Genomic DNA, 19,865 nt, shown 5'->3' on the forward strand with positions numbered 1-19,865 from the left:
AGCACGGGGAATACGACGTGGGCGCTTCGGGGTTAATCCGTCTCAGCGCCCTCGTCGTGTACCGAATCAGCCGGTCGTGACCTGATCCTTGGCCACCGGCGGCGCGGGCGTTCGCTGCCGCCCGAAGTACAGCATGCCGACCGTCAGCGATGCCACGAGCAGCACCAGCATCGAGCCGAGCACCCAGCCGACGCCGAAGTTGGCGATGATCGGAATGACCCCGGCCGTGACCAGACCCCCGCCGAAGAACGGTTCCAGCAGGAGCTGCTTGTAACCGAAGGCGGAGTAGGCGGGTGTCTCCAGGTTGGGGTCGACCACGCGGAGCAGGATGAGCCCGGTGGAGGTGACGCCCAGCGCCTGGCCGGTGTCGGCGATGCCGCGTTCGAACCAGAAGTTCGGCAGCATTCGCGGCGCCAGGAAGATGAAGGCGCCCACCGTCCAGGCCAGACCCGCACCGGCCAGCAGCAGGAACGGCCCGATATTCGACGCGATGGCCGACAGTGACAGCGTTCCCAGGGCCGCGATCACCAGGACGTCGAGCGAGAAGCCCTGCAACCGTTCGATCAGCTGCTGATCGACGATCTCGTCGCGGTCGAAGGCCTGGATGGCCAGCTGGACGATGATGCCGCCGACCATGGCGATCGGGAACAGCGGGACATAGGCGAACAGCTCGAAGCTGTCGGCCCACAGCTTCGATTCGACCCACTGGATGCCGGTGAGCAGCAGCCAGCCGATCAGCACGCCCAGCGCCAGCAGGCCGAAGTGCAGGGTGAGCGTTTCGATGGACGACGGCTGCACCGTCAGGGTGCCCGCGGCGCGACGGCGCTCCTTCTCCACGAGCCCGGCCTGCTCGGCCACCGAGGGCGAGGCGTCACTGCGGAGGATCTGGGTCTTGTTGCGGCGCACACCCCAATTGATCAGGGCGATACCCACGATGACACCGGACAGGATGCCGACGGTGGCCAGACCGAGGGCGAGGTCCTGCGCCTCCGCGAATCCGAATTCGGCGAAGGTGTCCGCCATTCCGGCGGCGGTGCCGTGTCCACCCTCGAAGCCGATCTCGATCAGCGCGCCGGTCCAGACCGGCACATCGAACAGCGGGACCAGCACGAGTATCGCCAACAGCAGGCCGACGACGTACTGGCCGCTGGCGATGGTCATACCGAAGGAGATCTGCGGCCCGGCGATGTTCAGGGCCTCCTTCGGCGACGGCAGGCGGTGTCCCATGAACAGCCCGGCGAATACCAGTGAGATGAGCAGCCCCGGCAGGCTGCTCCAGACGTCGAGGATCTCCGTGGTGAACAGGCCCGCGTCGGCGAACCCGTCGAATCCGACCGCCGAAGCGATCCGACCGAGCACATCGGGGCCGATCAGCAGCGCGAGCACACCGCCGATGATCGAACTCGGAATGAACAGCTTCTGCGCCAATCGCCATTTCACACGGATGATCTTGGAAACCAACATCATCACTCCGATGAGGAGTAACGCGAAACCTATTGTGTTCGCAGACATCAAGACCCTTTCAGCGCGTCTCCGGGTACCCGAGGCAGATACCCGACGGCGCGTATTCGTCACGGCGGTGGCACGACGTGTGTCACGGGTCGCCGTCTTCGGCGGCGACAACCCGAGATAACTTCCCTAAATATCGTGCCGCTAAGCGGCGGTACGTTATTGAGTGTGTCACAGGAGTTGGACGAAGCTTTCCACTCCGGGGAAGTCGAGCGGGTGCGTCTCGGACCGCTGGTCGGCGGCCGTCGCCCTCAGGCGGGAGTGTCGGTACTCGGGTCGTCGCCGAGGTGCAGCGAGACTGCGGGTGCGATGCGGGCGACGAGGCTGTCGCGGGGTTCGGAGGCCACCGGTTCCACCCGCAGGATGTAGCGGAGGTAGGCGACGCCCACGAGGTGCGCCATGGCCAGGTCGATGCGCAGTTCCGCGTCGGGAAACGGTAGGGCGGAGGCGATTTCGGAGTAGACGCGACCCTGGATGAACTGGCGGACGAGTGTCGCGGACTCGTCGTGGGTGGCGGCTCCGCGCAGGATGGCCAACAGTGGAGCCCGGGTGTCGGGCTCGTCCCAGATCTCGAAGAAGACGCGGGTCAGGCGTTCGCCGAGTTGTTCCGGGTCGCCGTCGGTAATGCGGGCGGCGATGTCAGCGGGCTCGAAGGGCCAGCCCATGGTGGCGCGGAAGAGTTCGGCCTTGCTGCCGAAATAATGACGGATCAGGCCCGGGTCGACGCCCGCCTCGGCCGCGATCTCACGCACGCTGGTCCGTTCGTAGCCGGTGGCGGCGAAGCGGCGGCGGGCCGTGGCCAGCAGCACCTCGCGGGTATCGGTTTTTCCTGGTCTGCGTCCGATCGGTGGCATGGTGTCAGGAATTCTACAAGCGTTGACTTCTGGCGTGTGGCGGCGGTAGTCTGGGGTGTATAATTCCACAAGTGAGGAGTTTCTGAGATGCCTGCTCCACGCTGGGTCGCTCGCGTCAACAAGGCCGGGCTCAATCGCATCACCAAGTTCATCGCGCCGTGGGCGCCCGGATGGGCGGTGGTGGTGCATCGCGGACGCAAATCCGGCAAGGTCTTCCGCACTCCGCTGTGGGCGTTCCGCCGTGACGGTGGCTTCGTGATCGCGCTGACCTACGGTGCCGAATCCGATTGGGTGCGAAATGTGCTCGCGGCCGGACACTTCCAGCTCGAGACGCGGCGGCGCACCTACGAGGTCGACAATCCACACGTCTACCGCGATCCCACGGCCGCCGACATGCCCGCCTTCATTCGCTTCATGCTCCGGTACGTGATCAAGGCGCCGGACTTCCTGAGCGCGAACGTGGTCCGCGAACTCACGCCCGCCACCCGCTGACCCGCCGCCCAGCCGCGCACCGTCCGGCACGCCGCGACGACCGGTGATACATTCCGTTATCCACTTGGCGGCCAACTGTTTTGGAGAGTGATGCGGTACGGGCGGGTGGCGGTACTCCTGGCCGGATTACGTCGAGGCCGCGGTCCGGGTGGGTGATCCGGCGCGCTCCCACGATCGGCTCGCCCGCCCCACACCGTCGCTTCCCACCTGTACAAGGCGTTTCCCAAGTTGGGGGTCTCCTCGCGCGCCGAGTTGAGCAGGTTCCCGGAGCTGAGCTGAGGACGTCACACCTTGCGGTAGATGATCGGTTGCGCGGCAATGCCATTGGCTTGAAACTGGCCAGCACGAAAACTGCGGAAGGTCGGCCGGAAGATCAGGCTGGGCAGGAAGGTCCGCCAGTGTGGCCAGCTGGCATGGTTGATCAGTCCGTAGTCGGCCGGCTCGTGCTCCAGCGGCTGCATCAGCGCCGAGTTGGGCAGCGCGGTCTTCGCCTGGAACCAACCGGCGGTGTACTGCCACACCTGTAGCAGGGTTTCGCGGTCGTCGGCGTAGAAGTAATTGACCAGGAAGCGGTCGTCTCGGCCGTGGTCCACGTCGCCGAGTCGTCCGGCGTTGCGCGCCACGATCTCGTGGGTGCGGCGGGCCTGCGCGCCCAGCGTCTCGGCCAGCTTCCGATAGGCGGGGCTGTCCCGCACCGCCAGTGCGGCGTCGACGGATTCGGTGCGGATCAGCACGACGACGTCGAAGCGCGCCGGTCGGATGCCCCGGGCTGCGAGCAGCTCGTCGCCTTCACCCGGCGGGCGCAGGACCGCGCGGAACACGGTGGTCTCCGACGCGTCGATGTCCTCGGTCAGGGTCGCGAGGTGGGACGGCAGCTCGCGCGGCGGGGAGGCGATCGGTCATTCGACGGACGCGGCCGCGCCGCCTCGCTGCGTGAGGAGCGGGCCGGTTCCAGCCCGGACGTGGTCGCCCAGGCCATCCTGCACGCGGTGACCGCCCGCAGGCCCCGCGTCCGCTATCCGGTCGGCAAGAAGTCCCGCCTGATGAGCACTTTCGGCCGCGTTCTGCCTCAACGCACCCTCGATGCCCTGCGCCTGCGCGCGGAACTGGCCCGAACCGACGGCGCCACCGACGCGACCTTCCGCGACCTGATCCGCGGCGTCGCCGAATTCGGCCTGGCCCGCGCCTGGCGCGCCGCCCCGGCCCTACTCGGCGACAGCCGCCGACCCCACCTTCACCACCGCAAAACCCCCTCCCGCCAGCGGATTAGGTACTACCCCCAAGTACTGGGTAGCGTAGTACCCACCGACGCGGGGTGGAGCAGCTCGGTAGCTCGCTGGGCTCATAACCCAGAGGTCGCAGGTTCAAATCCTGTCCCCGCTACTAGGGAAAACGGCCCGGAACCAGTAGGTTTCGGGCCGATCTCGTATGTGCCGGACGCATCCTCGTCCGTTGCTCAGGCCGGGGACGGCTTTCCGGCGGCCAGCCGGGCGGCGTCGGCGAGCTTCCGCAACGCGGACGTGCGATAGTCCGGGCCGAGACGTGGGGCGGGCGTTGCAGTTTCTCCTTGGTAGCCGGGTGGATTCAGGGGCGGGAGGTCAGTCCTCGACCCAATCGAAGGTCTTGGTGACGGCTTTCTTCCAGTTGCGGTACTCGGCTTCCCGGCGGGTCTCGTCCAGGGCGGGGTGCCAGCGCTTGTCCTCGGCCCAGTTCGTCCGGATGGCGTCCTCGCTCTCCCAGAATCCGACGGCGAGACCGGCGGCGTAGGCCGCGCCGAGCGCGGTGGTCTCCGCGACGACCGGGCGAATGACCTCGACTCCCAGGATGTCGGCCTGGAACTGCATGAGCAGTTCGTTGACGACCATACCGCCGTCCACCTTGAGCGAGGTGAGCGCGACACCGGAGTCGGCGTTCATGGCGTCGATGACCTCGCGGGTCTGGAAGGCGGTGGCCTCCAGGACGGCCCGCGCGAGATGGCCCTTGCTGACGAAGCGCGTCAGCCCGACGATCGCGCCGCGGGCATCGGAGCGCCAGTAGGGCGCGAACAGGCCGGAGAAGGCGGGCACGAAGTACGCGCCGCCATTGTCCTCGACGGTCCGCGCGTGCTCCTCGATCTCGGCCGCCGAACCGATCATGCCGAGGTTGTCGCGCAGCCACTGCACCAGCGAACCGGTCACTGCGATGGCCCCCTCCAGCGCGTACACCGGCTTGGCGTCGCCGAGCTGGTAGCAGACCGTGGTCAGCAGGCCGTTGTTGGAGAGCACCTTGTCGTTCCCGGTATTGAGCAGCACGAAATTACCGGTGCCGTAGGTGTTCTTGGCTTCGCCGGGCGACAGGCAGGCCTGGCCGAAGGTGGCGGCCTGCTGGTCGCCGAGAATGCCGGCGATGGGCACGCCGGCCAGCGCGCCGCGGGCGCGCACCGTGCCGTACACCTCGGAGGACGAACGGATTTCGGGGAGCAGTGACAGCGGCACGCCCATCTCCGCCGCGATCTCCGAATCCCATTGCAGCGTCTCCAGATCCATCAGCAGCGTGCGCGAGGCATTGGTCGGATCGGTGGCGTGCACGCCGCCGTCCGTGCCGCCGGTCATATTCCACAGGATCCAGGTGTCCATATTGCCGAAGGCCAGTTCGCCCGCCTCCGCGCGCTCCCGGGCGCCGTCGACATTGTCCAGAATCCACTTGATCTTCGGTCCGGAGAAGTACGTCGCCAGCGGCAATCCGGTCTTTTCCCGGTACCGTTCCTGTCCGCCACCGAGCTGGCCCAGCTCCTCGGCGATGCGGTCGGTGCGGGTATCCTGCCACACGATCGCGTTGTAGACCGGTTCCCCGGTGGCGCGATCCCAGACCACGGTGGTCTCGCGCTGGTTGGTGATGCCGACCGCGGCGATATCGGCGGCGGTGAGATCACCCTTGGCCAGTGCGCCCGCGACCACCGCGCGGGTGTTCTCCCAGACCTCGGCCGGATCGTGTTCCACCCAGCCCGCGCGCGGGAAGATCTGGCTGTGCTCGCGCTGGTCGACGGCGATGACCGTGCCCGCGTGGTCGAAGATCATGGCGCGGGTCGAGGTGGTGCCCTGGTCGATCGCTGCGACGTATCGTGACATGGGGATTTCTCCTTCGGCGAAACTGTTTGGTGCTGCGCGTGATTCGATCAGAAGATGAGCTGCGAGACGAGCCCGGCCAGCACGCCGCCGATCAGCGGGCCGACGACGGGGACCCAGGAGTAGGCCCAGTCACTGGATCCGGCGGCGGGTTCGGGCGCCGGTCGGGCGGCCGCGCCCAGGCTCGCGGAGTGCGCGTGGACCGGTTCCGGGGCGGTGCGCCGCAGCGGCAGTACCGCGTGCGCGATGCGCGGGCCGAGGTCGCGGGCCGGGTTGATGGCGTAGCCCGTCGGGCCGCCGAGCGAGGCGCCGATACCGACCACCAGCAGCGCGACCGCGAGTGGGCCGAGACCGGAGGGCGTCTTCCCGAACGAGAGGACCACCAGCACCAGGATGAAGGTGCCGATCGCTTCGGTGGCGAGATTCCAGCCGTAGCTGCGGATGGCCGGGCCGGTCGAGAAGACGGCCAGCTTCTTGCCCTCGTCGGTCTCGGCGTCGAAATGCTGCTTGTACGCCACGAATACCAGACAGGCGCCGAGGAACGCGCCGAGGAGCTGCCCGGCCACATAGGCCACCGTCGATCCGAACGAGATGGCGACGCCCGGGGCGTACTCCTGTGCCCCGCTGCTCAGAATCCCCAGTGTCACCGCGGGATTGAGGTGCGCGCCGGACTTGAAGGCGACGTAGACGCCCGCCATCACGGCGAATCCCCATCCGAAACTGATCAGCAGCCAGCCGCCGTCGGCGCCCTTGGACTTCGCCAGCAGGACATTGGCCACGACTCCGCCGCCGAGCAGTATCAGCACTCCCGTGCCGAACACCTCGCTGACGAAAACCTCTGCGAGACCCACGATTGCTCCATTCGTCCGTGGGGTGGTCCCGGACCACGTTGCCCGGACCCCGAAAGTGCGCAGAACTCTACGGTGACGTGGCACACATTCAATCCGGTCGGTTCGACAATGTCGAACGCTCGATTCCGCCGAATCTGCGCGTTACGCTGCCGAAAGGCACTATGACCTAGATCACATTGAAGAAGGTGCAGGTCATGATGGGGCGCCGACCGTGGGCCAACGGCGGTTCGGCGTTCGACATTGTCGGACCGCGTTCGATGGAATACGTTGTCCGCTATGCCGGGCCCGGTGCAATCGATCGAGCGTGCGGGCGCGATGCTGCAATTGCTCGCCCGCAGTTCAGGCGGTCTGGGTGTCGGTGATATCGCCAGCTCGCTCGAGCTCGCCAAGGGGACCGCGCACGGCATCCTGCGGACGCTGCAGGCCATCGGCTTCGTCGAACAGGATCGCGGCGGCGGGAAGTACCGGCTCGGTACGGCACTGCGGTACTTGGGCGCCGGTCACCTGGACGCCAATGAACTGCGTTCCCGGGCGATCAACTGGGCCGACGCTCTCGCCGCGCGCAGCGGTGAGGCCGTCCGGATCGGTGTGGCATCCCAGGACCGTGTTCTCGTGGCGCACCATGTCTTCCGGCCGGACGACACCCCGCAGACCCTCGATGTGGGCGCGCTGCTGCCGCTGCACGCCACCGCGCTCGGCAAGATCCTGCTCGCCTACGACAGTGATCTGGCGGCCCGCATCCGCGCCGGGAAGCTCGAGTCGCTCACCCGCCGCACCGTGATCCAACCGGCGCTGCTCGCCAAATCGCTGGCGGATGTCAGGGACAACGCGTGGGCCGGCGAGTACGGCGAGCTCGAGCCCGGCGAGGCGAGCATCGCCGCCTCGATCCGCTCGCACGGCGGCCTGGTGGTCGGTGCGATCGGCATCTCCGGCGCCGCCGAACGGATCTTCCCGACCGGCCGGGGACCGGACCCGGCACTGCTCGGCTACGTGCGTCACGCCGCCCGCGCGGTGTCGCGAGATCTGGTCGAGAACAAGTAATCCCGGGGCGCGAGGGCCCCGATTCGCTCTACCCGCAGAAAGGCGCGCCCAATGACGCAGCGCTATGTGATGGCCATCGATCAGGGAACGACCTCGACCCGCTGCATAGTGTTCGACCCAGCCGGTCGGCTGGTTTCGGTGGCGCAGCGCGAACACCAGCACTACTTTCCCAAGCCCGGCTGGGCCGAACAGGACGCGATGGAGATCTGGCGCAATGTCGATCGCATCATTCCCCGCGCCCTGCGCGATGCGAGCATCGCCCGCGAGCAGATTGTCGCGCTCGGCATTACCAATCAGCGCGAGACCAGCGTCGTCTGGGACCGCCACACCGGGCATCCGGTGGGCAAGGCCATCGTGTGGCAGGACGTCCGCACCGCGGATCTGGTGCGATCGCTGAGCGATCGGCCCGACGCCCACCGCGTGCCCGAGCTGAGCGGGCTGCCGCTGGGCACCTACTTCTCCGCGCCCAAGCTGCGCTGGCTGCTCGACTCCGTCCCCGGGTTGCGGGCCCGCGCCGAACGCGGCGATGTCCTGTTCGGCACCATGGAGACCTGGCTGATCTGGAATCTGACCGGCGGCGTCGACGGCGGCATCCACCTCACCGACGTCACCAATGCCAGCCGGACCCTGCTGATGAATCTCGAGACCCTGGAGTGGGACCGGGAGTTGTTGTCCTTCTTCGATATTCCCCCGGCCATGCTGCCGGAGATCCGCTCCTCCAGCGAGGTCTACGGCGTCACGCGCCGCGTGGTGCCCGGCATTACCATCGCCGCCGCGCTCGGCGATCAGCAGGCGGCGCTGTTCGGGCAGACCTGTTTCTCCCGCGGGGACACCAAATGCACCTATGGCACCGGCGGTTTCCTGCTCATGAACACCGGCCGGTCGCCGGTCCGGTCCACTCATGGACTACTCACCACCGTCGGCTACCGCATCGGCGACGCGCCGGCCATGTACGCGCTGGAAGGCTCCATCGCCGTCACCGGGTCACTGGTCCAGTGGTTCCGCGACGGGCTCGGATTGATTTCCAGCGCACCGGAAATCGAGACGCTCGCCCGCACCGTCGACGACAACGGCGGCTGCTACATCGTGCCCGCCTTCTCCGGCCTGTTCGCGCCGCACTGGCGCAGCGAGGCCCGCGGCATCATCGTCGGGCTCACCTCCTATGTCACCAAGGGGCACCTGGCCCGGGCCGTGCTCGAGGCCACCGCGTGGCAGACCCGCGAGGTCGTCGACGCCATGAACGCCGACTCCGGGCTCCAGGCGACCGCGCTCAAGGTGGACGGCGGCATGACCACCGACCACCTGCTCATGCAGTTCGTGGCCGATGTCCTCGACGTTCCGGTCAAGCGCCCCATGGTCATCGAGACCGTCTCCCTGGGCGTCGCCTACGCCGCCGGGCTGGCCGTCGGCTACTGGGCCGACCTCGAGGTGCTGCGCCGCAACTGGCATCGCGCGGCCGAATGGCAGCCGCAGGCGGATCCCGAACACGTGAAGGCCGAGTACGGCAATTGGAAGCGCGCGGTGGAACTCACCTTCGGCTGGTCCCAGCCGCCGAGATAGCTGCCGCCGACTGTTACAGGGCCTGAATCCCTTTCAGGACCGCACGGAGCACAGTGAGGTCGTCGGCGGAACCCGGGCCGACGGCGGGAGCGCGGATGTCGAGGACGCCGTCACCGATGAGATCTCCGACCAGGAGCTTGGTCGCGGTGATCGGCAGGTGCAGCCGGGCGGCGATCTCGGCCACCGAGAGCGGCGACCGCGTCAGTTCCACGATGGCAGCGTATTCGGGTTCGTGGCGGCGCAGCCTGCCGAGGCTGGAGGCGACCACTCGGGTGACCATGTCCACATCGGTGCAGCAGGAGCGGCGGCCGAACAAGCGCCTGCACTCGATCACCCCCGCGGGCCGCGCCGCCTTGCGCGCGTTCATCGCCGAGCCCGTCAAGCCCACCGCCATCGGGGACGAGTTGCTGGTGAAGGTCCAGGGCATGGAGAACGAGGATGCCTTGGTGGTACGGACGGCCCCGGAAGAGAAATCGGCGTGGGCGACGGCGGAACTGGCCCGCTACGAACGCCTGCGCACCCGGTTGCTGAACGGCCGCAGCGAGCAGGCGTACCTGGAGGAGTCCGACCGGATCGGCCCTTACCTGACGCTACTGCGCGGAATCTCCTTCGAACAGGAGAACATTCGCTGGTCGGAGTTCGCGCTATCGGTCATCGACCGTCGTATCGCCGCACGCGCCGGGTGATTCGTCGGCACCGCTGCCGAAACACGGCAGGGCCGAGACCGTGCGGTGTGGTCATCACCACCGACCCGTCGCCCGCTGTTTCGTCTCGGTGAAGACCACGCGTGTCAGCGCGGGCCGACCGTGGATTTCCGCATGCCGGTGTCGAAGATGTCGTTTGCGATCGCGAGTCCGAGGGGCAGGCCGCCTATGCCGAGGGGTCTCGGGGCGAAGTCGAATTCCCAGTGGACGCCCAACCAGATTCGGCTGCGGCCGTTCTCGACGATCATCTGGTGGAGGCCGTCGGGGAAGGTGCGGACGTGGCGGGGGCGGACCGCGCCGGTGTTGTCCGTGGTCACGCCGTTCAGTTCGTCGGAGATGAAGGTGAGGCCCTCGGTGAGGGTGTCGGGATTCTGGTCGTCGGCGGGTATGCCGTAGAAGCGGCGGGCGATGTGGAATGCGGCGGCGGCGAAGGTCGCGTGGCCGGACGGGTAGGCGGGGAAGTTCGGGGTGAAGTTGCGATTGGTCGTATTCGATGCCGGTGAGCCGAGTGGACGCCAGTCGGTCTGGCAATCGGTGGTGATGTCGTTGTCGCCCTCGCGTGCGGCCGGTCCCAACGACGGGTCGTGCTCCCGAATGCCGACCACGGGTCGCCACAGGTCGTGGCGGTACTTCTCCTCCCACCCGAGAATGCCGGCATCGGCCATGGCCACATTGACGAGCGCGAACAAGCGTGCGTTGTCCTCGGTGGAGGTGTTGCGGCGGGCGGCGACCTTCCGGAGGATCTGGTTGTTGAACCGCGGCGGGGTGCCGATGCCGTGAGCTCCGTCGTAGGCCCAGAACATGCCGATGAGGGTGCGTTCCTCGGTGCGGCGACGCCGGTCGGGCGGCAGACCGTCGATGAGGAATTGCGGGATGGTGCTCAGCAGGTCGGGCGCTACGCCGGTGGCCCGCACGATTCGCTGCGATTCGAGATATACGTCGTCACCGCGATGCGGTGGATCGATCTGGTGGCGACGGGTCGCGGCGAACAGTTTCGAGCGCGCACCGTAGAACGGCCCGTGGAAACCCTGGTCCGGATTGAACGGGTCCGGGCGGTGCCGATACCGCTCGGGTGAGGGCCGATAGCCGTCGTCACCGACCCCGGGATCGTCCGAGCGGTCGTCGAGAATTCGTTCGGCGATCAGGCGGCCGTACTTCAACCCCTCGTCGGCGCCGGGACCACTGAGCCCCGGGTAGTCCAGCGCCTCGTCGAACGCTCGTGTCTGGCTCGGGTACAAGGATGTCAGCGTTCGATGCGCCGCTCCGGCCACCGCCGCGTCCGCGGCCGCGCCCGGTGGGGCCGGTGCCGAATCCGGCAGGTACGGGCGATATTTCGCGCCCGCACCCAGTGCGCCGATGTACCCGTCGTGCATGGCCAGGTGCACCATCGCCAACGCGCGTGCGCTGAGCGGCGGCCCGGTCTGTTCCCTGGCGCCATTACTGTGACTTACTCGATTAGCTTCCAGCGCAATGGAATTCCAGTACAGGATTGAGTCCATGACTCCGCCTCCCGTCGAGTTCCTTCCAGTGCAACACACGGGCTGATCGAGCGACAGCCCGAAGAAGCCGGGGCAGGCCGCGTCCGGCCTGTCAGCGCCCCGCGGAACCGCTCATCAACGCCTTGAACGGCAGCGGCGGCAGGCGCAGGTTGGCGTCGGGGACGCCGGTGCCGTTGGGGTCGAGTAGGCCGTCGTTGTCGGCGTACGCGCTCTCACCCGGTGCGGCCTGCAGGGTGGTGATGTATTTCCACAGGCCGTCGGCCAGGGCCACGCCGCCCACCGCCAGGGTGCCGAGCAGGCCGCCACCGGCGGCGAAGGCCATGATCGCCGCCGGTGTGGTCGCCAGGCAGCCCGGACCGACCACCAGGCATGAGCCGAGGCCGAGTGCGGCGCCCACCAGCGCGCCCAGCACGAATCCGCCGAGGGTGCCGACCAGTGCGCCCTTGGTCATGTTCCCGGCCCATTCGCCCAGTGCCAGTTGGTTTTCCATGGGTGAGGCGACCGGGCGCGGTTCGAGGTCCGGGGTGAGCACCAGCGTGCGTCCCGCATCGTCGATGCGGTGCCGGATCGGGTGCACCGCACCGTCGAGTTCGAACGCCAGTGGCAGGCGCAGGACCTCGTGTCCCGTCGGGTCGTGGGCGAGCACCGTCCGCCCGTCCGCGGTGAGCGCGAACGTCGCGCCCTCCAGGGTGGTGGTGACGGAGCCGTCGGCGACGACGGAGCTGTAGTGCGCCGTCGGTGGGTCGGCGGCGGCGGGTGTGGCCGCCGCGCCCATTGCCCCGGCGGTCACGATCGCGGCGAAAGCTGTTGTGCGAATGCGCATCATCGGTCTCCGTCCACTCAGTTCGCGGGTGCCTGGACGCCCGGCAGGTGCGGGGCGTACCGGCTCTCGCCCGGAGCCGCGTTGAGTGTGGTCCAGTAGTCGAAGGCCGCTGCCGCCGCGGTGGGGCCGCCGCCGAGGATGAGACCGGCGAGACCACCGGCCGCGGCGACCATGCTGACGATGGGCAGCACCGCCACCACACAGCCCAGGCTCAACACCAGGCACGACGCACCGGCCAGCGCGATGCCCACGCCGACGCCCGCGACCGCGCCGATCGCGGTGCCGATCAGGCTGCCGACCGAGGTGCCCAGGCTGACGGCATTGATGAGATCGTTCATGGCGAGCTGGTTTTCCAGCGGTGAGGCCACCGGTCGCAGCGCCGTTCGGTTCAGGCCGTCGAGCTCCGGTGTGAGCCGGAGGGTGCGGCCGTCGGCGCTGATCTGCTGCCGCAGCGGCAGCCGTTGCCCGTCGAGGGTGAACGACAGCGGGACCACCTGGAGCGGGCGTCCGGCGGTATCGCTGATCGTGACCGCCCCCGTATCCGCGGCCAGGGTGAAGGTCCCGTGCTCGAGGGTGGTGACCACGGTGTCGCCGGTCAGGTTCGCGCGGAAGGAGACCGGTTCGGCGGCGGTCTCCGGTGCGGCCGTCGCGGTCGCGGTGCCGGTGACGACGCTCGCGGCCAGGAGGGCCGTGGTCAGGGCTGCTCGACGAATACTCATCTGTTGTTCCTCATCATGGGTGGTGCATGCCGTCCGGCAGGGACGGCCGGGGGTTACGCCTCGACGGCGAGTTCGGTGCGCGCGGCGGTGACCATCGCGGCGGTGGCCGCGGGCAGGGTCTGTTCCGGATCGGGCGCGAAGTGCGGCGAGTGATTGGCGGGGATGTTCGCGGGCAGGGTGTGGTCGGCGAGCATGACCGCCCGGTCCTCCTCGGAGAACCGGTCCAGGGGGTATCCGCCGATATGCCAGAACACCGAGGGGCATTCGGCCGCGGTGCCGAGTACGCCGAAGTCCTCGCTGCCGGTCTGCGGGTGCGGCAGCGTGAGCGCGGGGAGTCCGGCGGCGGTGAACGCGGTGAGCACGCGATCGGTGTCGGCGGGGGTGTTGACCGTGACCGGGAAGCGGTCGTAGCACTCGATCCGCGGCGCTTCCGGCGCACCGGCGGCATCCACCTCGGCCCGGGCGAGCCGCTCGATCCCGTCCAGCATCAGCTGCCGGGCGCTGTCGCTGAAAGTTCTTAGCGTCAACAGCATTTCGGCCGTCTCGGGAATGATGTTGGGCCGGGTTCCCGCGTGCAGCGCGCCCACCGTGAGCACCGGCGACGACGGCCGGGCCGTCTGTCGCGCGGTCAGCGATTGCAGGCGCAGCACCAGCGACGCCGCCATGGACACCGGGTCCACGGCCAGATGCGGGGTGGATCCGTGGCCGCCCTTGCCGCTGAGCACGATGCGCACCGAATCCGAGGCGGCCATGATGGGGCCGCCCTTGCTGGCGATGAGCCCTGCGGGCAGCGGACTCACGTGCTGGCCCAGGCAGATTCGCGGTCGCGGCACCCGCTCCAGCAGGCCGTCGTCGAGCATGGCGCGCGCCCCTCCGCCGGTCTCCTCGGCGGGCTGGAAGATGGCCACCACGGTGCCGGTGAAGGGTTCGGATGCGAGCCGTGCGCAGGCGGCGAGCAGGGCGGTGACGTGCATGTCGTGCCCGCAGGCGTGCATCACACCGGGGTTCCGGGACATGTAGTCCAGTCCGGTGTCCTCCTGTACGGGTAGCGCGTCCATATCGGCGCGCAGCCAGATCACCGGTCCGGGTCCGCCGTGCAGCACGCCGACCACGCCGGTGCCGCCGATGCCCTCGCTCACCTCCCAGCCGGGCAGGGCACGCAGCTCGTCGGCGACCAGCCGGGCGGTGTCGAATTCCGCGCCGGACAGTTCCGGATGCGCGTGCAGGTGCCGGTACACCTGCTGCCAGTGCGGGTCGACCGGCCCGTCCGGCATGGGGAAACCGTTGTGCCGCAACTGGTCCGGGGTGATGGTCATGCGAGGGTCTCCTTCGGCTCGGGAGCGGGTGGTTGCGGCAGCAGGGCGCGGAAGGCATCGGCGGTCTGCGGCACGACGGCCGCCGCCGCGATGGCCAGCACCGGTCCGAGGGTCAGCGTGGCGAAGGCCGCGGTGTACGAGACGTGGTCGGTGACCGCGCCGAACAGCAGGGGAGTGACGACTCCGGCGAGCTGGCCGCCGAAGATGATCACCGCCGTGGCCGAACCCAGCAGCTCGGTGGGCAGTGCCCGCAGCGGGACCGCGAAGGCGGGCATGTAGCACAGCGACGCCACCGTGCCCAGCACCGTCGCCGCGATCACGAAGACGAGTACCGACCCGGCGTACGGCAGGGCCACGGCCAGTGCGGCGGTGACGATCATGGCCGGTACCACGATGTGCCGGGGCCGCCCGCCGATGCGGTCCGACAGCCGCGCGCCCGCCACCGTTCCCACGGCCGCGAAAACCGTGGCGGGCAGTCCGATCAACGCGGCCGTGCTGGTCGAGACGCCGTACTCGTCGTGCAGATAGGTGGGCATCCACGCACTCAGCCCCCACACGATCGCGTCGTAGCCGAAGAAGATCACCGCGAATCCCAGCAGCGCCGGTGAGCGCATGACCAGCCGTCGCAACCGGTCGTCGTGCGCGGGTCGGGCATCGGGTGCGGCCACCGCCTCCGGCAGCGGTTCGGGCATCCAGCGTCGCCACGCCAGCAGTACCGCGACGCCCAACAGCGAGATGAGGGCGAACATGATGCGCCAGCCCACGGTGGGCAGCAGGATCGCGGCCACCAGGGCGGCCAGCAGGGTGCCGACCGCGTTGGAGGCATTGGTCCAGCCGCTGGCGGTAGTGCGCTGCTCGGGCAGGCTGCGTTCCGACAGCGCCTTCAGCGCCGCCGGGGGAAAGACGCCCTGCACCAGCCCGAACAGGAACCGCATGGCGAGCAGTGTGGAGAACGACCAGGCCACCGCGGTCAGTCCGGTGAAGACCGACCAGGCGAGCAGGCCGATGGTGCCCATCGTGAGCGCGCCGTAACGGTCGGCCAGCAACCCGGCGGGAATCTGCATGCCCGCGTAGGCGAGGAAGAACACCGACACCACCATGCCCAGCTGGGTGTGGTCGAGGTTCAGGTCGTCGCCGATCGCGGGCAGCGCGAAATTGATGACGATGCGGTCGATGTAGTCGGCGATCCAAGCTGCCGACAACAGCAGCACCGTGATTCGAGTGGTACGCAGCAAACCCGTGGTTCCTCCTCTTGGCGTGGCGGTGCTGTCACAATGGGTCATGTGTTCTACAGCACATCGGAAACGCCGGAATCCGACATCGGTAACACCCCCGCGCAGGGTTTCGACGTCGCGGTCGAGTTCGGCGAGCGCGACTTGGACCTGGTGAACGCGCTGCAGATCAGCCCGCGGGCACCCTGGTCCCTGATCGGCGCGTCCCTCGGCATCGACGCCACCACCGCGGCCCGCCGCTGGCAGCACCTCACCGATACCGGCCTGGCCTGGACGACCGCGTACGCGCCGGAGTTCGCCACGGTCGGCTACGTGCGCCTGCGATGTCGCCCCGATACGGTCGCCGAGGTGTCCGCCCGGTCCAGCACGTACGGCTGCGTGTTCGCGGTCGACCGGACCAGCGGACGCTACGACCTGCAACTGTCGGTGGCGGCCGAATCACCAGCCGCCCTGGACGACTTCCGCGTCCGCTGGCTGGCCGAGCACCCCGGCATCGAGGAGGCCCGCCTGGCCGTGGCCGTGCACCAGTACTCCGACGGCAGCCACTGGCGTCCCCGTGCCCTGGACCCGACGCAGGAAGCGCTGCTGACCGAGGGCGACGAGCGCGCACCGGGAGCGCCGCGCCGCCGCCGCGGCGATCGGGAACTGGTGCTCGCCCTCGGCGCCGACGCCCGCCGCAGCGCGGTCGAACTGGCCGCCGACACCGGCCTCAGCGACGCCACGGTGCGCCGCCGCATCTCGGAGATGAGCCGCTCCGGCCGCTTGATCTTCCGCTGCGATTTCGCCCAGCAGGCGGCGGGCTGGCGGGTGAACACCAATATCCGGGCGCGCATCCCGGCCACCGACCTGGACGCCCTCGGTGCGGCGTTACCCGAGTGGCCGGAGATCCGGCTCTGCGTGGTGACCGCCGACGACGAGAGCAATGTCATGCTGATCGCCTGGCTGCGCACCCCTCAGGAGCTGGTCACCCTGGAATCCCGCCTCCTGCACCACTTTCCGGCCATCGCCATCACCGAACGCTCCTACACCCTCAGCGCCCTCAAACGCATGGGCCGCCTGCTCGACCCCCGCAGCGGCATCGCGGTGGGGCATGTCCCGTTCGAGGTCTGGTCCTGAACGCGATCCGTCGAGCGGCGGCTCGTCTACCCCTCCGCGCTATTCGCAGCCCACCCCGTCGCGGTCGCGATCGAGCCCGTACTCGTCCGGCCCGATGACCCGCACGGGTCCCGGTGTGTACACGGGCCCGTTGCCGCTCCCACCGGCGCAGTCCACATCGCTGACGATCGGCAGGCAGGGATCGTAGGAGGGGTGACAGCCGGAATCCGCTGCGGGCGGTGCGGTTTGAGGTTCCGTCGGCGCGGCCTGCGGCACCGGTGCGGCTGGCGCGATCGGTGGCGTCTCGGCGGTGGCCGGAGGTCGGGTCGGGGTGGCGGGTGGTGCGGTCGCGGACGGCGGCGCGGCGACCTCTGGCGGCGCTGTCACCGGTGAACGCTCCGAGTCCGGCCCACTCGACGCGGTAGGAATCGCCTTCGAGTACTCCGTGTACCGAGGCGTCGTTGACTCGTACCGGTCGACGCCACCGAGCAGGACGGCAAGTGTCGCACCGAACACGACCACCCACACCGCCGCGGCGATACCGACCACGACGACACCTACAGGCGGCACCGCACCGTGCCGTGCTGGTCGCGGCGGCGGATGTTCTCGGGGATATGACATCGTGCCCCCACGAGCGAAGGCGAGCCGCGGTGGATTCCGGCCGTGTACCGATCTATCGGCCTCTCACCTGGGGCGTTACTTGACGGCTGGGTTGCGTGGGTGCCCGGTGGCTACCTCGTCGGTGAGGTCGTCGTAGCCGACGGCGAGTTCGGCGAGCCGCTGCCAGGCGTCTCACAGTTCCCGGATGCGGGCGCAGCCGAGCGAGGGCGGCAGTTGCGCCGCAACCTGGCGGAATCTCAGAATTTGGCGATGACGTGGCGGGTCAACAAGCGGCTCGCTTGATGCCCGCGGGTTCGGGAGGCCACCCGGTGGGCCGGTCGGCGGTGGGAAACCGGACGACGCTTTGAGGTGGGATATCTGCGATATTCGAGATCCTGCGGCGAGTTTCGACATAGTCGCTGACTTCGTAATCATCCGTCATGTGTCGGAATGGCAGCTGGGGATTGCCAATAGTCGTCCGCGTGCTTGTCGCTTCGATGATGTGAGTAAGCATCTGAAGATTTCGATACCACATGGCTATTGCTGTTCTGCTGCAATGGATTTCGCGGTAGAATTGGTGCATGATTCCGGAGGGGGAAACGCGAGGCGGTGATACCGCGGCCGGTCTGTCGGCCGCGATGGACGCCCTGCTCGCGACCGATCTCACCGGACTGTCCGACACCGCTCTCGTGGACGTCATGCGGGAGATGGAATCCGTTCGTTGTCGGATGGCGGCACTGTCGCACCGCATGATCGCCGAAGTCGAGTCCAGGCATCTGTGGGAGCGTGCCGGGGCCAAGGGGATGCGCGGGTATCTGATCGACGTGCTGCGGTTGTCGGCCGCCGAGGCCGGAGCGCGGGTACGGGCGTCGGCGTCGTTGCGGCCGCGCGCGTTCTGTGGAGAACCCGGTCCGGCGTTGTTGCCGACCACCGCGGCGTTGCAGGCCGAGGGTGTGGTGTCCCCGGAGCACGCGCGGGTGATCATGCGGGTGATGGACCGTATCCCGGCCGCGGTGCCCGTCGAGAGGCAGGCCGAGGCCGAACAGCACCTCGCCCGCGCGGCGAGCCAGATGCCGCCGGAGTATGTGAGCAAGGTCGGGCACGTGCTGCTGTCGTGCCTGGACCCCGACGGGGTCCTCACCAATGACGACGACCGCGCCCGCCGCCGCGAACTCTGGGTGGGCAAACAACGCGTGGACGGCATGAGCGAGATCAAGGGCGTGCTCGACCCGCAACTGCGTGCCCTGCTGGATGTCGTCTTGGCGAAGTGGGCGCGTCCGGGCATGTGTAATCCGGAGGATCCCGACAGTCCCCGGATGGGGCCGGGTGCGGTCGACAAGGATCTCATGGAGGTGGCGGCGCGGCGGGATCGGCGTAGTGCCGGGCAGCGTAACCACGACGCGGTGAAAGCGTTCCTGGCTGCCGGGGGTGGTCCGGAGAACCTGGGATCGCATCGGGGTGTGCCGGTGTCGGTGGTGTTGACGATGAGTCTCACCGACTTGCAGGCCGGGGCCGGGTACGCCCACACCGCATCAGGATCGGTGATGTCGATCCCCGACGCGTTGCGGATGGCCGAGGGCAGCTACCCGTTGTTGATGCTGTTCGACGGCAAGGGTTTGCCCCTGCATTTGGGGCGGGGGAAGTATCGGTTGGCGTCGCCGTGGCAGCGGTTGGCGTGTATCGCCGCCGACCGCGGCTGCACCCGCCCCGGGTGTGAGGCTCCCGCGACGATGTGTGCGGTGCATCATATGGTGCCGTGGTTGCGGGGTGGTCGTACCGATATCGAGAATCTGACGTTGGTGTGCGATCGCTGCCACGCTCAGATTCCCGAGGATGTCGAGGATCCGACGGGGTGGGCCACCCTCGGACGCGGCAACAGCAACAGCAGTAGCAGTAGCAGCGGCAGCATCGGCGGCAACAGCATCGGCAGCGGCGGCAACCGCGGCGGCGGTGTCGGCAGTATCGGCAACGGCCTCGGTAGCGGCGGCAACCGCAGCGGTGGTGTCGGTAGCGGCCGGTATCCGGGTCGTGTCGTGTGGGCACCCCCGACCCGCATCCACCCGGCACGGGCACCCCGGGTGAATCTGCATCACCATCCCGAGCAGTGGCTCACCGATACCCCGACCCGGCACGGTGCCGACCATCTCGACCGGCCCCGTCACCGTCACCGCGACCACCGAACAGCCGATCCACGAGCCACCGGCCATCACGACCGGTCGTCGACAGACCACCGCACCCAGCGCCCGGACCCGACCCGGGGCGATCACTTACGCCAATAACCCGCCACCCCACACAAGGCCCATCTCGAGAACGCAACCCCAGCCAGTCCGTGGGCTGGGGCAGACGCGCGCGGCACCCGACCCGGCGTCAGCGAAAGCCAGGTAAGGCACCCAACGCCACCACACTCATCTCTTCAGATCTCTGCGGCAACACCCCCGGACCGACACGACCCCCGACACCGCAACA

At 68.5% G+C, this 19,865-nt stretch carries 17 protein-coding genes, 1 tRNA gene and 1 pseudogene; 7 read left to right on the forward strand and 12 right to left on the reverse strand.

Going from position 1 to position 19,865, the window contains the following annotated elements; translation table 11 throughout:
* Positions 1 to 66: 66 nt before the first annotated feature.
* Both QK444_RS03075 and QK444_RS03080 read right to left on the reverse strand, forming a co-directional pair.
* A complete protein-coding gene (locus QK444_RS03075) occupies positions 67 to 1,440 on the reverse strand; it encodes a sodium/glutamate symporter (RefSeq protein WP_282776822.1) in 1,374 nt (457 codons plus the stop codon).
* A 320-nt stretch (positions 1,441 to 1,760) separates the two neighbouring features.
* Positions 1,761 to 2,363 (reverse strand): TetR family transcriptional regulator, encoded by a 603-nt coding sequence (locus QK444_RS03080; RefSeq protein WP_282776823.1) that lies wholly within the window; start codon positions 2,361 to 2,363, stop codon positions 1,761 to 1,763.
* Positions 2,364 to 2,450: 87 nt separating this feature from the next.
* Between QK444_RS03080 and QK444_RS03085 the strand changes: the two genes are divergently transcribed.
* Positions 2,451 to 2,855: a nitroreductase family deazaflavin-dependent oxidoreductase gene (locus QK444_RS03085; protein ID WP_282776825.1), complete on the forward strand. Its 405-nt coding sequence runs from the start codon at positions 2,451 to 2,453 to the stop codon at positions 2,853 to 2,855.
* A gap of 284 nt (positions 2,856 to 3,139) precedes the next feature.
* Here QK444_RS03085 and QK444_RS03090 read toward each other — a convergent pair whose 3' ends face one another.
* A complete protein-coding gene (locus QK444_RS03090; RefSeq protein WP_282776827.1) occupies positions 3,140 to 3,676 on the reverse strand; it encodes a hypothetical protein in 537 nt (178 codons plus the stop codon).
* A 488-nt stretch (positions 3,677 to 4,164) separates the two neighbouring features.
* Here QK444_RS03090 and QK444_RS03095 point away from each other — a divergent pair.
* Positions 4,165 to 4,238: transfer RNA gene (locus tag QK444_RS03095), tRNA-Met, on the forward strand.
* A 215-nt stretch (positions 4,239 to 4,453) separates the two neighbouring features.
* Here the strand turns inward: QK444_RS03095 and glpK (QK444_RS03100) are convergent.
* Both glpK (QK444_RS03100) and QK444_RS03105 read right to left on the reverse strand, forming a co-directional pair.
* The gene (gene glpK, locus QK444_RS03100) at positions 4,454 to 5,962 is read right to left on the reverse strand and encodes a glycerol kinase GlpK (RefSeq protein ID WP_282776830.1); all 1,509 of its coding nucleotides are present in this window, start codon (positions 5,960 to 5,962) and stop codon (positions 4,454 to 4,456) included.
* 47 nt (positions 5,963 to 6,009) lie between these two features.
* Positions 6,010 to 6,810, reverse strand: coding sequence for an MIP/aquaporin family protein (locus QK444_RS03105; protein ID WP_282776832.1), 801 nt, complete (start codon positions 6,808 to 6,810; stop codon positions 6,010 to 6,012).
* A gap of 288 nt (positions 6,811 to 7,098) precedes the next feature.
* On the opposite strand from QK444_RS03105, the gene QK444_RS03110 reads away from it, so the two are divergent.
* Both QK444_RS03110 and glpK (QK444_RS03115) read left to right on the forward strand, forming a co-directional pair.
* On the forward strand, positions 7,099 to 7,851 hold the full coding sequence (locus tag QK444_RS03110; protein ID WP_282776834.1) for an IclR family transcriptional regulator: 753 nt from the start codon (positions 7,099 to 7,101) through the stop codon (positions 7,849 to 7,851).
* A gap of 51 nt (positions 7,852 to 7,902) precedes the next feature.
* Complete coding sequence (gene glpK, locus QK444_RS03115) at positions 7,903 to 9,411, forward strand: glycerol kinase GlpK (RefSeq protein ID WP_282776836.1); 1,509 nt, start codon at positions 7,903 to 7,905, stop codon at positions 9,409 to 9,411.
* A gap of 13 nt (positions 9,412 to 9,424) precedes the next feature.
* On the opposite strand, the gene QK444_RS03120 is transcribed toward glpK (QK444_RS03115), so the two are convergent.
* On the reverse strand, positions 9,425 to 9,691 hold the full coding sequence (locus QK444_RS03120; RefSeq protein ID WP_282776838.1) for a DUF742 domain-containing protein: 267 nt from the start codon (positions 9,689 to 9,691) through the stop codon (positions 9,425 to 9,427).
* 10 nt (positions 9,692 to 9,701) lie between these two features.
* On the opposite strand from QK444_RS03120, the pseudogene QK444_RS03125 reads away from it, so the two are divergent.
* Positions 9,702 to 10,097: pseudogene (locus QK444_RS03125) on the forward strand (PadR family transcriptional regulator); the annotation flags it as partial.
* Between the two features lie 104 nt (positions 10,098 to 10,201).
* Here QK444_RS03125 and QK444_RS03130 read toward each other — a convergent pair.
* The 5 genes from QK444_RS03130 to QK444_RS03150 form a co-directional block, all read right to left on the reverse strand.
* Entirely contained in the window at positions 10,202 to 11,614 is a 1,413-nt protein-coding gene (locus QK444_RS03130) for a vanadium-dependent haloperoxidase (RefSeq protein WP_282776840.1), read from the reverse strand.
* 91 nt (positions 11,615 to 11,705) lie between these two features.
* Positions 11,706 to 12,437 (reverse strand): hypothetical protein, encoded by a 732-nt coding sequence (locus QK444_RS03135; RefSeq protein WP_282776842.1) that lies wholly within the window; start codon positions 12,435 to 12,437, stop codon positions 11,706 to 11,708.
* A gap of 17 nt (positions 12,438 to 12,454) precedes the next feature.
* On the reverse strand, positions 12,455 to 13,156 hold the full coding sequence (locus QK444_RS03140) for a hypothetical protein (RefSeq protein ID WP_282776844.1): 702 nt from the start codon (positions 13,154 to 13,156) through the stop codon (positions 12,455 to 12,457).
* 53 nt (positions 13,157 to 13,209) lie between these two features.
* Positions 13,210 to 14,472 carry an amidohydrolase gene (locus QK444_RS03145; protein ID WP_282776845.1) on the reverse strand — a complete coding sequence of 421 codons (1,263 nt, stop codon included), beginning with the start codon at positions 14,470 to 14,472 and terminating at the stop codon, positions 13,210 to 13,212.
* Positions 14,469 to 15,707, reverse strand: coding sequence for an MFS transporter (locus QK444_RS03150; protein ID WP_282776847.1), 1,239 nt, complete (start codon positions 15,705 to 15,707; stop codon positions 14,469 to 14,471). Before QK444_RS03150 ends, QK444_RS03145 begins: the two co-directional genes overlap by 4 nt.
* 48 nt (positions 15,708 to 15,755) lie before the next feature.
* Here QK444_RS03150 and QK444_RS03155 point away from each other — a divergent pair, with 48 nt between their 5' ends.
* Positions 15,756 to 16,820: an Lrp/AsnC family transcriptional regulator gene (locus tag QK444_RS03155; protein WP_282776849.1), complete on the forward strand. Its 1,065-nt coding sequence runs from the start codon at positions 15,756 to 15,758 to the stop codon at positions 16,818 to 16,820.
* A gap of 39 nt (positions 16,821 to 16,859) precedes the next feature.
* Here the strand turns inward: QK444_RS03155 and QK444_RS03160 are convergent, their stop codons facing one another.
* On the reverse strand, positions 16,860 to 17,186 hold the full coding sequence (locus tag QK444_RS03160) for a hypothetical protein (protein ID WP_282776851.1): 327 nt from the start codon (positions 17,184 to 17,186) through the stop codon (positions 16,860 to 16,862).
* A 794-nt stretch (positions 17,187 to 17,980) separates the two neighbouring features.
* Between QK444_RS03160 and QK444_RS03165 the strand changes: the two genes are divergently transcribed.
* Positions 17,981 to 19,678: an HNH endonuclease signature motif containing protein gene (locus QK444_RS03165; RefSeq protein ID WP_282776853.1), complete on the forward strand. Its 1,698-nt coding sequence runs from the start codon at positions 17,981 to 17,983 to the stop codon at positions 19,676 to 19,678.
* Positions 19,679 to 19,865 lie beyond the last annotated feature (187 nt).

It is taken from the genome of Nocardia sp. CC201C, assembly GCF_030010695.1.
Classification (GTDB): Bacteria; Actinomycetota; Actinomycetes; order Mycobacteriales; family Mycobacteriaceae; genus Nocardia; species Nocardia otitidiscaviarum.